We start from the raw sequence: 15,512 nt of genomic DNA, 5'->3' as shown, positions 1-15,512 counted from the left end.
TTAGTTTTTATCAGCCAAACTGGGTTCACAAACCCGATGGAACAACTCACCCAACGTTCTCGTGCAATCAAAATCCTCAGGAGTAACCTCTACTTGATATTCCTCTTCGAGCATCATAGCCAAAGAAACCTCAAATAAATAATTCCACTCTTCCAGACTTTTATAACGAGTCTCCAAATTCAAAGATTCCCGATCCGTCCGATACAGCATATCGGCCACCAACTGCACAAAACGATTCTTCTCCATATATCCCTTTTTCCCTCATAAACGACTATATGGCCTCATTTGTTCAAAGGATTTCACAAACCGCTGTTCATTCGTTACCTCGCTCTACTGCACACCCCTCTGTATGAAATATTTATTAAAAAAACCGAACCTATTTCTAAGATTTACATTACCTTTGAAGTATCAAATTACATTTGGTTATGAAAAATATCATTCTTTTCGACGTTAATCAACAGCATTTCGATCTTTTACCGCTGGCATTCACCCGTCCGGTTTCGGACATTAGAATAGGAATTCTTACCATACGAGAAAAATGGGAACACCGGTTACCCGGCATGTACTCCTATCTCACACCCGAATATATGGCAGCCAAATATCCGGCGGCTCTCTCGGACGATAACATTTTTATCGCGAGCCACATTCTTCCCGACGATTCATTGGTAAAACAAATATCCGATTTGGATCCCGGAGAAGCCATCGTCTGCAATCAAGAACTGCTTGCATTTCGAGGAAATGAAGCCGATTTCCGAAACGAACGATACAATCGCACGATAGAGTACGACCACACGCTGAAATGTATCCGACATCTTTATGATATATTTCTGATGAACGGAGAATGTCTGGAAGCCGATTTCCGACTCATTACAAACGGACGAACGAGCGAGAAACTCAGCGATTCGAACCGTATCATCGGCGAGCCCTGCTTCCCAGACGGAACTCCCAAGATATTTTTAGAACCGGGAGCACATGCCGAATGTGCAATTTTCAACGTCACAAACGGTCCCATATACTTAGGGAAAGACTGCGAAATCATGGAAGGCAGTTGCATTCGCGCGCCATTCGCTGCCTGCGAACACGCCGTTGTCAACATGGGTACTAAAATTTATGGAGCGACCACGTTGGGGCCATATTGTAAGGTAGGCGGAGAATTGAATAATGTAGTCATGTTCGGATTCTCCAATAAAGCCCACGATGGATTTTTAGGAAATGCCGTTATTGGCGAATGGTGTAACTTGGGCGCCGGAGCTGTATCCTCCAATCTCAAAAACGATTACAGCGAAATTAAATTGTGGAATTATCCTACCCGCCGCTTCCTCCGCACGAACCTGCAATTTTGCGGACTTATCATGGGCGATCACTCCAAAGCCGGAATCAACACCATGTTCAACACAGCGACGGTAGTAGGTGTAGGCGTGAATATACACGGAGCCGGATTTCCGCGTAACTTTGTCGCCTCGTTCAGCGAAGGGGGGACCGCCGGATTCACCGACGTACAACTCACCAAATTTTATGCTATCGCCGAGAAAATGATGGCTCGCCGCGGACGCACTTTAACCGATGCCGACAAAACCATTTTCGAAGCTATTTACAATCAAGCGGAACAATTGAAATAAAATCCGTATATTTGCGCAAACAAATAAAACACAAGAGCCTATGTAAATAACTTATCGTTTTTAAGACATATATAAAAGAGCGTTAGCTTTTATTCTTGTATCTCAGAATCTGGAAAATTCTATAAGCATTAAGCAAGGATATAGAGTTATAACGCCTGCGTCGCACGACGTGGGCTTAACTTTATTGCTTAATAGGGTATTCCAGAACCTTGAGATACGATAAAGTTAGGTTCCGCGTCTTTTTTATATCCGTCTACAATCCATTTTCAAACAATCCGATTTTGGAACCGGTCGGATATTTACCTTTTTATTTTATGAAACATTTAACATTTCAAATCTCTATCTTTTTACTTTTACTCATCACTTTCACCTCATGCGAGAAAGAATATCCAACCAACGTCGATACCGTATGGACAAGGGGATTGATCAGCGACCAGTCCCCCTTCGAGTTTCTCAATAAGAATATTATCATCTCATGGAATAACGGAAAAGTCGAGGGACAAGAAAACAGAATAACCACCTTTACCGATTTAGGGAAACGGGAAACAGAAGATATAGACCTGAATACCATTGGCATTCCACAAGAAGGAGAATCATACTGTTATCCTCAAATCGGGCATCTTTATTTTGTACATCAAGCATGGAAAAGTTCTTCTCGAATACAGAACCATTGCGGATATTTCTTAGTCATAGAATCTCTCCGAAATCAAGAGGGAATCGTTATTCTTTCATCGGAATATACACCTTCCGGTTGGGAATGGATAGGTCGATACTAAAATTTCACCGAGGGGACTTCATTTAAATAAACGATAACCTATCCTTAACGACAAGGGGCTGTCCAAAAGCAGGATAGCCCCTTGTATTTTCTAAATTATCTCAATTCATTTCGAAATATCTTTTATATTCTTTCCCATAAAAAATGAGCAATATCTATTCATTAACGGTACGAAAGCCGCTATTACCACCAAATTTTATGCTATCGCCGAGAAAATGATGGCTCGCCGTGGACGCACTTTAACCGATGCCGACAAAACCATTTTTGAAGTTATTTACAACCAAGCAGAAAAATAAAAACCCAACAACTATCGATCTACTCTATTATTCCCGTTGGAGAATAATGGGGTAATTTTTTTGAAAAAGAATCTTTTCCTATCTTTAATCCCCACGAAACGATTATTGCCAACACCAAGTCTGTTAAAAAAACAATACTGTCATACCCCAATCCATTACTGCCAATTACATATTTCCCAATAGGTCTAGCAAATTCCAATAAAGGAAGATGCACTGCAAATATATACAGTGTATTACGACCTAAATAACATAATACCTTAACAAAAACACCCGACAACACAGCACAAAGTATAGCTCCCATCAAGATAAAAAAGATACCCGAAATAGCCGTAAACAAATGAATAATCCTAAATAGCATTTCCTTATCGACATATATCTTTTCCGCACAATAAAACAAGCAAACAAAAGCAATAGCACTCAAAAGGAACAAATATACCTGACACGACTTTTTTAACCGATACAATTGAAACACATATCCTCTTTTATAAAAGAAAAATCCCAAATGCATATATATCATTTCACCTATTCCCCGGCCTAAAAAGAAAGGTAATGACACCTCGTATTTCTCCGCTAACTCCACGATAAAATAAAATACCACAACAACCGTCCCGACAATCCATTCACGTGAAACACATTTTCTTATTCCCGAATAAATAATCGACATCCAAAAAAGGGAAACCAAAAACCAAAGCGGAGTATTAATTATTTCATTATCATAGGGGAACAAATCTACCAAACTCCATAAGTGATTTATTGTAAACCGATGCGACAGCAATAATAGCATCCAATAAAAGCAACAACTCAGTAAAATAAAAAACACATAAGGTAAAAGCAATTGTTTTACTTTCTTCTTAATAATCTCTTTATAAGGTTTATCTACACTTAAAACACATCCTGATAAAAAGAAAAATAGAGGCATGTGAAACGCATAAATCTCACCAAATAAAAATTGACTACAATGTCCCCATACGACCAATAAAATACCCAGTCCCTTCGCTATATCTAAATTCTCATCACGAGTAAATATTCGTAATTTACCCCCCCCCATAATTTAAAATATTTTAACATAATATCCAGTTATTATCCTACAATCCTTGTCCCCCTATCCTTTTTCCCTATACAATCGGCACGAGTAATGATTACCTCGCATACCCCGTTCCGAATAGCCTCGAATGCATTTTCGAGTTTAGGAATCATGCCGCCCTGTATAATTCCTTTCTCCCGATATTCTTGAAATAAAGGAAAATCGATTTCCGGGATAACACTCTCGTCGTCCTTCTCATCTCGCAACACTCCTTTTTTCTCGAAGCAATAGACCAGTGAGACATCGTAATAAGAGGCCAAAGCCTTAGCCGTTTCTCCCGCCATAGTGTCGGCATTGGTGTTTAGCATAAAGCCTTTACCGTCATGGGTAAGCGGAGCGATTACGGGAACGACCCCCATCTCGATTAGACCTGTAAGCGCTTTGCCGTCGGCATGACGCACATCGCCTACATAACCGTAATCGACCTCTCCTGCCGGACGTTTGTCCGACAACAAAATATTCATGTCAGCTCCCGTCATACCCAAAGCATTCACACCCACTGCCTGTAATCCGGCTACAATGTTTTTGTTTACCAAACCGCCGTAAACCATTGTCACCACTTCGAGCATAGATTTATCCGTAATGCGACGACCTCCGACCATTCGGCTCTCTATCCCCAAGCGGGAGGCCATAGCGGTGGCCGACCGACCGCCGCCATGTACCAAGACCTTTCTCCCTGGAATGGCAGCAAAAGCAGCAAGCAGGCGACTCAACGTCTCCTGCTCCTCCACTATTTTACCCCCTACTTTTATCAGTGTCAGTTTGTCCATTAGTCTAACCGTTATTTTCTTCCCCGGCAAACTCCATCAAATAGGCTTTGATAAAATCGTCTATCTTACCGTCCATGACGCCCTGCACGTCCGAAGTTTGATAATTGGTACGGTGGTCTTTCACCCGACGGTCGTCGAATACATAACTGCGTATTTGCGACCCCCACTCGATTTTTTTCTTGCCGGCCTCGATTTTAGCTTGTTCGGCCATACGATGTTGCAACTCTTTCTCATACAAAATAGAGCGCAACTGACGCATGGCATTCTCCCGGTTTTTAGGCTGATCCCGTGTCTCGGTATTCTCGACCAAGATTTCTTCTTCCTCTCCGGTATAAGGGTCTTTGAACTGATAGCGCAACCGCACGCCCGACTCCACCTTATTCACATTCTGTCCCCCGGCCCCGCTCGATCGGAATGTATCCCACGAAATATTCGCCGGATTGATATTGATTTCTATCGTATCGTCGACCAACGGTGTGACGAATACCGATGCAAAAGAAGTCATGCGCTTTCCTTGCGCATTATACGGAGATACCCGCACCAACCGGTGCACACCGTTCTCGCTTTTCAAATAACCGTATACATAATCACCTTCGATTTGTATCGTCACCGATTTGATACCGGCCTCGTCGCCCTCCAATATATTGGCGATAGAGGCTTTATAGTTATGCTGTTCGCACCATCGCAAGTACATACGCATCAACATCGATGCCCAGTCTTGCGACTCGGTTCCTCCGGCTCCCGAATTGATTTTCAGAACGACACCCAATTTATCCTCTTCCCGACGCAACATATTGCGAAGTTCGAGATTCTCGATAAGCTCCGTAGTGCGTTTGTAAATCTCGTCCACCTCTTCTTCCGACACGATACCTTCTTTCACGAAATCGAAAGCCAGCCTCAATTCTTCCACCGACTTTTCTATTTCGGTATAACTATCTATCCAGAAATGTAAGGCTTTTACTTTCTTCATCTGTGCTTCCGCCTTTTTTTGGTCTTCCCAAAAATCGGGCACATGGGTACGCAACTCTTCCTCTTCTACCTCGATTTTCTTCGAATCGATGTCAAAGATACCTCCTCAACGCCAACTTGCGTTCTTCCGTCTCTTTTAATTGTTCTTGTGTAATCATATTTATAGGCTTCCTTATGATATGACAAAAGGGTGTACAAAAATATACACCCTCTGCCTATTTACCAAATTTCATATTTCGTTTTTAAGCATACATGGCCTCTATCTCGTCTTTATACAATAAATTGATAACCGACCGACGAATTTTCAACGTATTGGTCAACTCGCCCTTTTCCATGCTGAAAGCCTGCGGCAATAGCGTGAACCGCTTGATTTGTTCGAACCGGGCGAAATTCTTTTGCAACGCTTCTATCCGTTCCGAAATAAGAGCCTGTATCTTCTGGTTTTTTACCAGCTCTTCCAAATTTCGATATTGTATCTGTTTTTGAGCAGCATACTCTTTCAAAGCCTCATAAGCCGGAATGATAATAGCCGTCACATATTTCCGTTGGTCTCCTATCACCGCCACTTGGTCGATATACTTATCTTCGCCCAGACGAGTTTCCAACGCCTGCGGAGCGATATATTTCCCATTGGACGTTTTGAACAAATCTTTCAAACGCTCGGTCAACACCAATGCCCCTTGTTCGTTTACCTTGCCAGCATCGCCCGTACGGAACCAACCGTCCTCAGTAAAGACTCTGGCCGTCTCTTCGGGTTTACGGTAATAACCCTTCATTACGGTCTTTCCTTTTACCAATATCTCGTTATTCTCACCCAACTTCACCTGAATATCGGGCATTAAAGAGCCTACCGTTCCGAATTCATATCCCACCAAATCGAAGCAACTCACCGTCGCTGTCGTCTCGGAAAGGCCATAACCATAAACGATATTGATACCGCAAATATGCAGAAACTCGTTAATCGTGTCGGATAACGGAGCTCCCGCCGTAGGAAAGATATTCCCGTTTTCTACCCCGACAGCCCGACGAATTTTCGAGAAAACGAACTTGTCGTAGAATCTGTATTGGCATTCGAGCCACAGCGGTACACGTTTCCCGGCTCGCAAATATTCCACATTGCGACGACGACCTATTACGAACGCCCTCTCTGCCAAGCGACGAGCGATACCTTTCATCTTCGACAGGTTATCCTGTATGGCCGAGTAAACCTTCTCCCAAAAACGGGGAACACTGCACATAATAGTCGGCCGTATCTCTCGAATCGTATTCTGTATATCTTTCGGATCGACATTGATAGCGATACGCATGCCCACGGTCAAACAATAATAAGACCACGCCCGCTCGAACACATGAGTCAACGGAAGGAAACAAAGCGAAACGTCTTTATCCGAACATGTTACTAAACGTTGAAGATGTATACGCATAGCCTCGTCGTAATTGGAATGCGCCAACATAACTCCTTTGGGCTCTCCGGTCGTTCCAGAGGTATAAATCAACGTAGCCAAATCGTCGGGCGAACCGGCATTTCTACGCCGCTCCACTTCTTCGCAGACTTTCTCGTCGGCCGATTTTCCCATTGCTATCAGGTCTTCGAAATAGACAGACGAGCTATCGCTCTCTGCTCGTTTTATATCGGGATCGAAAAGTATCAGCTTTTCCAACGTCGGGCACTCCCGCAAGGCGATAATCGCATTGTCGTACTGCACTTGACCGCCAACGAATAGGAATCGTATCTCTGCCTCATCGATAATATACTTTATCTGATCCAAAGAACTGGTCGGATAAAGGGGCACTGTCACCGCACGGTTATCGAATGCAGCGAAATCCACGATAAGACCTTCCGGCTTATTCTGTGTATATGTAGAAATATTTTCTTCTTCGCGAATACCCAATATTACCATAGCTTTCGCCATGTCCGATACTTGCTCTGCGAAACGGTTCCAAGAAGTAGAAACCCATCGATTGGTTGAATAGTCCTTGTGGCTGAACACCTCACGGTTGCCATATTTTGCAGCCTGCCTGCGGACCAACGAGGTCAATTGATTTACCATAAATATAACTATAAATCTGCGACAAAGTTACAGATTATATCGGTACGATTCCCGTTTTAATAAGTTTTAAGTAGAATATATATTTCATTTTGTTAAGTCGACATTGCAAAATTCGGCTTTATATCATTTGTACATCAACCTTTCCCCACAAATAAGCATTCAAATCCGAATAGTTAATATCAGTTAATATTCAAACCCATATCGCCCCCAATAAATCCGGTCAGAAATTATCGAAACCGATAAAAATAAACTACTTTTGTGAAAATCGAAATCGGAAATGAACTCAAAAGACGAACTATATTATTCTGCCATAGATTTGCTACATCGGTTAATCAGGACACCTTCCATCAGTCGGGAGGAAGATGCGGCAGCGCAAATAATCTGTGAGACCTTGCAAAAAAACAGATTCACACCATATCGAGCCGGCAATAACGTATGGACTTTCGCCCGCGAATTCGATTCAGAAAAACCTACCGTTCTCCTCAACTCGCACATAGATACGGTAAAGCCCACAGACAGTTGGAGTCGCCCGCCCTTTGTTCCGATCGAAGAAGATAACCGGCTATATGGCTTAGGAAGCAACGATGCCGGAGCAAGTGTCGTCTCTTTGTTAAGCGCATTCATTCACCTTTCCGAAACCGAACAGCCCTACAACCTTGTCTTTTTGGCATCCGCCGAGGAAGAAGTCTCCGGGCAAAACGGTATTGTCAAGACTCTGGAACAACTACCGACTATCGATTTCGCTGTGGTAGGCGAACCCACGGGTATGCAGCCCGCCGTCTGCGAAAAAGGGTTGCTTGTACTCGATTGTTCCACACATGGAAAGTCGGGACACGCCGCCCGCAACGAAGGGATCAACGCCTTGTACAAAGCCACCGAAACGATCGAAGCCCTACGAACATTCGAGTTTCCGCTCGCTTCCGATTTATTGGGAAAAGTAAAACTGACTGTTACCCAAATTCAGGCAGGAACGCAACACAACGTTATCCCCGACCGTTGCGATTTTGTAGTCGATGTACGCACCAACGACCGCTACACCAATGCCGAAGCCGTCGAGATTCTCAAATCCCGTTTTCCCGAAGTGGAAATCACGCCTCGCTCCCTACGGCTCAATTCATCGGCAATTTCCATGCAGCACCCGTTTGTCCGCAGAGCACTCCTTGCCGGATATAAACCATTCGGTTCTCCCACCCTCTCCGATCAAGCCCTCATGCCATTCCCCTCGGTAAAAATGGGTCCGGGCGATTCGTCACGCTCGCACACCGCCGACGAATACATTATATTAGAAGAAATACGAGAAGCCATTGAAGTATACATTTGCTTACTCGATCGGCTTCAAATCGAGAAATCAGCGCAATAATCGGTTGGCAAGGATAGCCGATCCTCGACCTCCCCAAGAGACATATCGATAAACTATCGGTAAGAACCAGCGCATCGTCCTGTCTTTACCCGCTGTCTCCATCGTCGAGCGATAAATCTCAGTACCCAACGGACTTTTTTCCTTTCGACAAAGTCCGGCCACAACCATTTGTTTATAAAGCAACAATTTATGCAAACGGGCTTTCTGCGCAGAATCGCTTCGCTCCACATCTTCGTGAGCTTGCGCAATCGCTCTTAAAATATCGGGGACATTAGGAACATAACGATAACCAGTAATACTGTCGGCATGAAGATATACATTCACCAACGGAGGTGTTTGAACCCATACGATTCGGTCTGTAAGCAGTAACAATTTGATTCCTAAACCCCAATCCTCCCAACGCATATAGTCCTCAGGCCAGCCGCCCACTGCACGCACCACTGCCGTCCGCACCGCATAACGTACCGTACCCAAAGTACTATGGAACAAATGAGGTTCCACCCGGTTGGAGAAAACCGCCTTTGCCGAATAAGGTTTGCCCTGTTCCGGTATAAGCCGTATGGTACACCCCGCAATATCCGCCGATGAATTACTCTCGAAAGCCTGCATATACAGCGAAACTGCCTCGGGAATATACTCGTCGTCGCTATCGAGAAAAGCCACAAACTCCTCCGTCACACAAGTAAGACCTCGGTTCCGGGCTGCCGATGGCCCTCGTTTAGCCTCTTCGACAACCGTTATCCGAAAATCATCGGTCTCATACGCCCCCTTTAACTCCCGGCATAAAGCCAACGACCCATCGGTGGAACCGTTATCGACCAATACCACATGGATAGGGCGGTAAGTCTGTGCAACGACAGAATCGAATGTCCGCCGCAACTCCCGTTCCCGATTATACACGGGAATAACTATCCCTATTCCTGCTTGTTTCATCTATGCAAATATAAACAGATTCTGTATGAAAAACATACGCATGTATATTTTTCATACAGAATCCACCTATCTACAACAAAAATCTAAAACGAGGAACCTTTGAAAACAGTTGAATACTCTTTGGGAACAAGTCGTCCCCTCAAAGTAATCCGATTCGAATTATAATTGGGACTAATAACCACGGACGCATAGTTACTCCCTTTGAATAAAAAGATATTGACCGTAGCAGAAATACCGGTTCCCATAACGTTCATGGAAAGAGTCGTATTTCCTTTCTTATCCGTCTGTACCTTCACATTCGAAGCACTACCTTCCACAGTTATACCACCCACCCCGTTCGGGCCTCCACCGTTAAACGGAGCCACCTGTACGATCGCCCTATTATCCGACAAAGAAACAAAATTCGTATTGGACGATACGAAAGCAGTCCCGCCCCTTTTAAACAGCAACTGATCTGCTTCCAATACAAAATTCGATTTTTCCAAAGCACTCACCGCATTCTTATAATTAATCGAATCTTGGATAGCAGCCAACTGTTTTTTCAGTTCACGACTGTTTACATTCTCTTGTTTCTCTTTCGTATCTATACGTTTTTCCGACTGAGCATATACCGGTACACCCAGCACCAATATTGTCATAAAAAGAAATAATCTGTTCATATTCCAAATTTTAAATTAACGATAACATAATTGCAAAAAACATGCCACATATAAAATTGAATCGAAGTATATCTTCCGCAAAATCAAATCATTCACACCCTCCACCAATGCATTACTAATCATAGACCGGCAAACGTAGAGCTATCGAATACCGCATTCAGCCGAACCAATAACGGCGGTCGAGTAATCTGTAATTCCAGATAAATAATGTTACCTATTTATACAATGCTTCGAAGGTTCATATTGTTCGCTTCGGCATCTTTATTCTCAACCTCGAAAACACTCGAAACCAAGACAATTTTCCTCGGTTGAAGATAAATTTCTGTACAATACTCATTTCAATCTTTCCGTCGGGACATTTCTACAAAATTTTATTACTTTTGTCGATATACGAAACATCGTCCAAACATAGCCATGAACATACTTTTCGTCTACTTCGACAAAACCATTCAGAACGACAACTTGTACGTCAAGTCCCTATGCGAGGAGATACGACGACAAAATGGCTCCATAGAATGCAGTATCGATGCCTTTTGGAATTCCACCCGAAAATACGACATCGTCCACATTCAGTTTCCCGAAGTCATTTTCAAATGGCGGCAACCCTCCGATAACGGGTTAAAAGCTCTACGGCAACGAATCGATCGCCTGAAAAGCATGGGAACCAAAATCGTATATACCCGCCATGACGCTATCCCGCATTATTGCACGGACAAAAACAAATTGGAACTATATCGTATCGTCGAAACTCAAAGCAATGCGATTATTCATTTGGGAGAATATAGCCGACAAGAGTTCGCCCGCATATATCCCGAAACCACGGCTCGGCATTTCGTCATACCTCATCACATATACGATTCATGTGGATATGCATTCCCATCGAAATTGACCTCCCGCAATAAGCTGGGACTACCGACCGATAAATTCATCATTCTCACTTTTGGAAGTTACCGCAACGAAGAAGAACAGCGCCTTGTCGTCGATGCTTTCGAACATCTACCCATGTCGGATAAGTTCCTATTGGCTCCCGGTTTCTACAACAGTTGTTTTACCAACCGTAAAACACCCATACAAAATCTGCTGCGATACCGAACTCAAAAAAAGAAATTCCGGCTCGACACGAATAGAGCTTTACAACTACACGAGAAAATATCGAATACCGAGCTTCCTTACTACTTCTCGGCCGCAGATATCGTCCTGATTCAACGTAAAGAAATTCTCAACTCGGGCAATGTTCCTATGGCTCTTTTCTTTCATAAAGTCGTCGCAGGACCCAAATTCGGGAATATCGGCGAACTTCTCGATTTGACGGGAAATCCTACTTTCGACCTCACCGACAGTCATTCGGTTATCGAAGCTGTCGCTCATGCCCGACAATTAGCAAATACAGGATATGGAGAAAAGAATGCAGAATTTGCCCGACAAAATATGAATACGGAACTTATCGCACAAAAAACAATTCTATGTTACCAACAAATCTATAACTTAACTTTGCATGAAAATCCTACTGATCGGTGAAGCCAGCAACTTACACTGGACATTGGCCGAAGGGCTTCGAGCCAATGGTCACACGGTGACAGTCGTTTCTCACGGTAGCCACTGGCTCAACAACAAACGAGATGTCAGTATCGTTCGTCGAGGATATGATCTGTTTCATTCCATACAGTACATGGCGGATATTATACGACATCTCCCTCAAATGAGAGGGTATGATGTTGTCCAAGTAACTAATCCTGTCTTTTTCGATTTACGTCCAGAAAAGAATTGGGCTATTTTTAAATACCTGAAAAAGCACAACAAAAAGATATTCCTCGATGCTCTCGCCATAGACCACTATTATGTAAAAGCATGCTTGGACGGCAAAACCTTTCGTTACTCCGACTTCTTCATTGGAGACCGACCGCTCCCGCATCCCGAACGAGAAAAAATGCTTGCGGCATGGATAGGCGGTCCCAACGAGCGACCCAACATCGAAATGGCCCAAGAAGCCAATGGTATCATTGCCTGTCTATATGAATATTATGCAGCATACCAGCCCGAATATGCCGATAAGTTAGCCTATATCCCCATACCCATCGACCTGTCGATCAACCCTTTCCACCCGATAAAAAGCACACCGGAGGTCGTTAAGTTCTTCATCGGGATACAACAACACCGCACAGCGATAAAAGGAACCGACATATTACTCGACGTACTCCGAGAAATTCATGATAAATACCCCTGCGAAAGCCATATACAAAAAGTAGTTTCCGTACCGTTCGACGAATACAACAAACTACTGGTAGATTGTCATATCCTTCTGGACCAACTCTATTCCTATACACCCGCCACCAATGCGCTGGCAGCTATGGCACGAGGCATTATAGCCGTAAGCGGAGCCGAACCCGAATTTTATAATTTTATCGGCGAGCAAAAACTACGGCCTATTATCAACGTGTTACCCGACCGAAACGATATATTCAAACAACTGGAAAATCTGATTATACATCGGGATCAATTACCGAGACTATCGACCGAAAGTAGACAATTCGTAGAAAAATATCACGACCACGTAAAAGTAGCCCGGCAATATCTCGAATTTTGGGAGAAGCACTGATTATTTCGATTTACAGAATATCTTCTTTTTCAACTGAAATCCGGTAAAAAGACAAATAAATGCGGTCAGGCTGTAAGCCCCCGCCAAACAATCGTTCGACCACAACAGCCAAACGAAATAACATAAAGAACTATAAACAAAAAGAGAAACGAACATTCGCACCGGAATATGTAACCCAAATTTCAGATGACAAACCATGTAAATCCCTGTCATCGAAAACAGATAGGCCAACAAATAGGCCACCCCGACACCCTGTAACCCCCAATGGGTATACCCGACAAGATACATTACGAACATCAAGGAATCGGCTACGATTTCCGTTATTAAAAAAATACGACCTGCTCCCTTCGCCAACAGGACGAAACTCACGCTCCACGAAAATGCCCGGAAAAGCATGCCCAATACAGCCCACGAAATATACCCGCTGATGGCTAAAAACGCGGGTGTATATAATATATGTATAATCAAGTTCTGAAAAATCAGGAATAACGAAATGACAGGAGCCAATATCAACAACGACGTTTCCACTTGCCGGGTCACATGTTCCGACAACAATACTTTATCCTCGCAGACAGCCGATAAACGGGGATAATATTCCATAGACATAGCCGTAAAAACCAAACCCACATACTGCATGACCAACGTATAACCCGCTTGGAAAAAACCTACCTCTCCGGTTCCTCCTCTATCGTTGAGCCATGCGACGAACAGATAGGAATACAAGGTCGTGACAAATCCGCTTACCGTCATATAAATACCCAACGAAGCGATATTCTTTCCCTGCCGATAAGTCTCGGTCCAACTCATTTTTACCGGCTTTACCTTCATCTTCCTACCCAACGAAACAGTCACGACCCAAATGGAAAATGTATGTGCGATAATGGCGGGAACAATACCCGAAATACCGAAAAAATAAAACAAGGGTAAAGAGAGTAATAAAGCGAAAAAAGACCCTAAGACAGAACATCTCGCCAAAACCCGCAAACGTTCAGATGCCTGAATCACCGCCCGTTCCCCCTCGGTAAGAGTCGTAAACAACAACGTACACGACAAAAAAACGTACCCCCATATATGGGTATCGTCACCAAACGTATATCGGCTTAACAACGGAGCGAAAGTCAGCATAACCACCGCCCCCAACAACCCGGTGAACCAAATCCAACGACGCACGACAGACACCAATTCGGCAAACCGACTTTCGTCCCCCGATTTAAACGCTTTGGATAAATCCCTCACGGAACTCGTTCCGATTCCCAATCTTGTCAACGAGGAAATCATCTCGACGGTATTATTATACAGCCCGATGATACCCACACCCTCGGCTCCCAACCATATAGCGACCAATTTCGTTTTGATAATCGAGCAGAGAATGGTAAATACCTGTGTACCGCCGAAAAGTCCGGTAGCCTTCACGATCGTGCGATAGATATTTTTTTTCTCCTCCCCGCCGGTCATAGCGTTATCTCGTATATATCATAAGCAACCCCTCGCCCGCCGAATCCCTCTTTTTGAGCGATAAGCCCCTCGTTCAGATAGTGCCCCATATCTTCCGTCGACTGACCGAAATCGAACCATTTCCTATCGGCGAAAACCTCTCCTATAAGCCGGGCGTACAACAAATCGAGAGCACCCGATGCTTTCCCTTCTGCCGAAGCAGAAGTATATTGCGCATGCGCCACGATTCCCGTATCATAAATGACGCTCCCCGCCAATATCTCGTCCCCCCTCATCGTCACGAAATGACGAATCCGGTCGGGGAACCGACTATGCAACAACACGATTTCGTCCAACGAGTGAACAGGTTTCACATGAAACCGCTCTTGCAAATTAGCATCTAAAACTTTCCAAAAAGGAGAGAACTCGGTGGTCTCGACTACCCGCAACCCGGCTTGCTCGGCCTTCTTCATTCGGCTGCGCCGGTCGGCACGTAATCGGAGTGAATTATCCAACTGCACGGTCGAAGATATATTGCGCCCTATCAATCGAGCCTCTAATCGAAATAAAGCATACAAATCCGACTCAGAAGGATAACGATGATAGATATGTGGAATACATTTATACACCCATTTGACAAACCGTTCTTTTTTCAAAAAATCGGCAATCGACCGCATGATTTCGAGAACCTGCGCCGTCGTATTCCGAGTAGTCACGATCAACCCGCCGTAAGTCAGTCCGGCATGCGAGTACAACACATCGCCCGAACGGTTTGCCGGTAACAAGGCCAACAATTTATTACCGTCATAAACCAAGAGAGAATAATCCGTAAAGCGATCGGCATGATACTCCATATACTCCCGCAAAAACAAAAACGTACTGTTCGACGATTCGGATACGAAATCATTCCAATCCCTATGATAAGCCGTAGTGTACCGATGTATTTCTATCATACGAATCTTGTTT

General features: G+C 43.9%; 14 protein-coding genes. 5 read left to right on the top strand and 9 right to left on the bottom strand.

The features are described 5' to 3' along the window. Complete coding sequence (locus NBH06_RS10245) at window positions 1-246, bottom strand: hypothetical protein (RefSeq protein WP_008862866.1); 246 nt, start codon at window positions 244-246, stop codon at window positions 1-3. A gap of 179 nt (window positions 247-425) precedes the next feature. Here NBH06_RS10245 and NBH06_RS10240 point away from each other — a divergent pair, with 179 nt between their 5' ends. Together NBH06_RS10240 and NBH06_RS10235 are read left to right on the top strand one after the other, a co-directional pair. Beyond that, a complete protein-coding gene (locus NBH06_RS10240; RefSeq protein ID WP_008862867.1) occupies window positions 426-1,619 on the top strand; it encodes a putative sugar nucleotidyl transferase in 1,194 nt (397 codons plus the stop codon). A gap of 314 nt (window positions 1,620-1,933) precedes the next feature. Next, complete coding sequence (locus NBH06_RS10235; RefSeq protein ID WP_157260382.1) at window positions 1,934-2,395, top strand: hypothetical protein; 462 nt, start codon at window positions 1,934-1,936, stop codon at window positions 2,393-2,395. Window positions 2,396-2,709: 314 nt separating this feature from the next. On the opposite strand, the gene NBH06_RS10230 is transcribed toward NBH06_RS10235, so the two are convergent. The 4 genes from NBH06_RS10230 to NBH06_RS10215 all read right to left on the bottom strand — a co-directional run bounded on the left by NBH06_RS10230 (window position 2,710) and on the right by NBH06_RS10215 (window position 7,564). Next, window positions 2,710-3,738, bottom strand: coding sequence for an acyltransferase family protein (locus tag NBH06_RS10230; protein WP_250794205.1), 1,029 nt, complete (start codon window positions 3,736-3,738; stop codon window positions 2,710-2,712). A gap of 32 nt (window positions 3,739-3,770) precedes the next feature. Then, on the bottom strand, window positions 3,771-4,544 hold the full coding sequence (argB, locus tag NBH06_RS10225) for an acetylglutamate kinase (RefSeq protein ID WP_250794203.1): 774 nt from the start codon (window positions 4,542-4,544) through the stop codon (window positions 3,771-3,773). Between the two features lie 4 nt (window positions 4,545-4,548). Continuing rightward, a protein-coding gene (prfB, locus tag NBH06_RS10220; RefSeq protein ID WP_118686971.1) for a peptide chain release factor 2 occupies window positions 4,549-5,671 on the bottom strand; the annotation gives its coding sequence in 2 pieces (ribosomal slippage) (window positions 4,549-5,607 and window positions 5,609-5,671; 1,122 coding nt in all). A gap of 84 nt (window positions 5,672-5,755) precedes the next feature. After that, entirely contained in the window at window positions 5,756-7,564 is a 1,809-nt protein-coding gene (locus NBH06_RS10215) for an AMP-dependent synthetase/ligase (protein ID WP_008862872.1), read from the bottom strand. Window positions 7,565-7,841: 277 nt separating this feature from the next. Between NBH06_RS10215 and NBH06_RS10210 the strand changes: the two genes are divergently transcribed. Next, a complete protein-coding gene (locus tag NBH06_RS10210) occupies window positions 7,842-8,924 on the top strand; it encodes a M20 family metallo-hydrolase (RefSeq protein ID WP_250794201.1) in 1,083 nt (360 codons plus the stop codon). On the opposite strand, the gene NBH06_RS10205 is transcribed toward NBH06_RS10210, so the two are convergent. Beyond that, window positions 8,913-9,857: a glycosyltransferase family A protein gene (locus NBH06_RS10205; RefSeq protein ID WP_250794199.1), complete on the bottom strand. Its 945-nt coding sequence runs from the start codon at window positions 9,855-9,857 to the stop codon at window positions 8,913-8,915. The two genes, NBH06_RS10210 and NBH06_RS10205, sit on opposite strands and share 12 nt — an antisense overlap. Window positions 9,858-9,940: 83 nt before the next feature. Then, on the bottom strand, window positions 9,941-10,516 hold the full coding sequence (locus tag NBH06_RS10200; protein ID WP_008862875.1) for a DUF4251 domain-containing protein: 576 nt from the start codon (window positions 10,514-10,516) through the stop codon (window positions 9,941-9,943). A 414-nt stretch (window positions 10,517-10,930) separates the two neighbouring features. Here NBH06_RS10200 and NBH06_RS10195 point away from each other — a divergent pair, with 414 nt between their 5' ends. Then, on the top strand, window positions 10,931-12,034 hold the full coding sequence (locus tag NBH06_RS10195; RefSeq protein WP_250794197.1) for a glycosyltransferase family protein: 1,104 nt from the start codon (window positions 10,931-10,933) through the stop codon (window positions 12,032-12,034). Then, complete coding sequence (locus NBH06_RS10190; RefSeq protein WP_250794195.1) at window positions 12,012-13,112, top strand: glycosyltransferase family protein; 1,101 nt, start codon at window positions 12,012-12,014, stop codon at window positions 13,110-13,112. Before NBH06_RS10195 ends, NBH06_RS10190 begins: the two co-directional genes overlap by 23 nt. Here NBH06_RS10190 and NBH06_RS10185 read toward each other — a convergent pair whose 3' ends face one another. Together NBH06_RS10185 and NBH06_RS10180 are read right to left on the bottom strand one after the other, a co-directional pair. Beyond that, window positions 13,113-14,567 carry an oligosaccharide flippase family protein gene (locus NBH06_RS10185; protein ID WP_250794193.1) on the bottom strand — a complete coding sequence of 485 codons (1,455 nt, stop codon included), beginning with the start codon at window positions 14,565-14,567 and terminating at the stop codon, window positions 13,113-13,115. Continuing rightward, entirely contained in the window at window positions 14,564-15,499 is a 936-nt protein-coding gene (locus NBH06_RS10180) for a GNAT family N-acetyltransferase (RefSeq protein ID WP_250794191.1), read from the bottom strand. The genes NBH06_RS10185 and NBH06_RS10180 overlap by 4 nt, the downstream gene beginning before the upstream one ends. Window positions 15,500-15,512: the final 13 nt, after the last annotated feature.

Origin of the sequence: Barnesiella sp. B2-R-119 (assembly GCF_023656675.1) — a bacterium.
GTDB lineage: Bacteria > Bacteroidota > Bacteroidia > Bacteroidales > Barnesiellaceae > Barnesiella > Barnesiella intestinihominis.
This window is presented reverse-complemented; position numbering and strand designations above follow the sequence as displayed.

Bases quoted from the DNA above. Each gene is read 5' to 3' on its own strand.
- NBH06_RS10245 (WP_008862866.1), bottom strand. From the start codon at position 246: ATGGAGAAGAATCGTTTTGTGCAGTTGGTGGCCGATATGCTGTATCGG.
- NBH06_RS10240 (WP_008862867.1), top strand. From the start codon at position 426: ATGAAAAATATCATTCTTTTCGACGTTAATCAACAGCATTTCGATCTT.
- NBH06_RS10235 (WP_157260382.1), top strand. From the start codon at position 1,934: ATGAAACATTTAACATTTCAAATCTCTATCTTTTTACTTTTACTCATC.
- NBH06_RS10230 (WP_250794205.1), bottom strand. From the start codon at position 3,738: ATGGGGGGGGGTAAATTACGAATATTTACTCGTGATGAGAATTTAGAT.
- argB (WP_250794203.1), bottom strand. From the start codon at position 4,544: ATGGACAAACTGACACTGATAAAAGTAGGGGGTAAAATAGTGGAGGAG.
- NBH06_RS10215 (WP_008862872.1), bottom strand. From the start codon at position 7,564: ATGGTAAATCAATTGACCTCGTTGGTCCGCAGGCAGGCTGCAAAATAT.
- NBH06_RS10210 (WP_250794201.1), top strand. From the start codon at position 7,842: ATGAACTCAAAAGACGAACTATATTATTCTGCCATAGATTTGCTACAT.
- NBH06_RS10205 (WP_250794199.1), bottom strand. From the start codon at position 9,857: ATGAAACAAGCAGGAATAGGGATAGTTATTCCCGTGTATAATCGGGAA.
- NBH06_RS10200 (WP_008862875.1), bottom strand. From the start codon at position 10,516: ATGAACAGATTATTTCTTTTTATGACAATATTGGTGCTGGGTGTACCG.
- NBH06_RS10195 (WP_250794197.1), top strand. From the start codon at position 10,931: ATGAACATACTTTTCGTCTACTTCGACAAAACCATTCAGAACGACAAC.
- NBH06_RS10190 (WP_250794195.1), top strand. From the start codon at position 12,012: ATGAAAATCCTACTGATCGGTGAAGCCAGCAACTTACACTGGACATTG.
- NBH06_RS10185 (WP_250794193.1), bottom strand. From the start codon at position 14,567: ATGACCGGCGGGGAGGAGAAAAAAAATATCTATCGCACGATCGTGAAG.
- NBH06_RS10180 (WP_250794191.1), bottom strand. From the start codon at position 15,499: ATGATAGAAATACATCGGTACACTACGGCTTATCATAGGGATTGGAAT.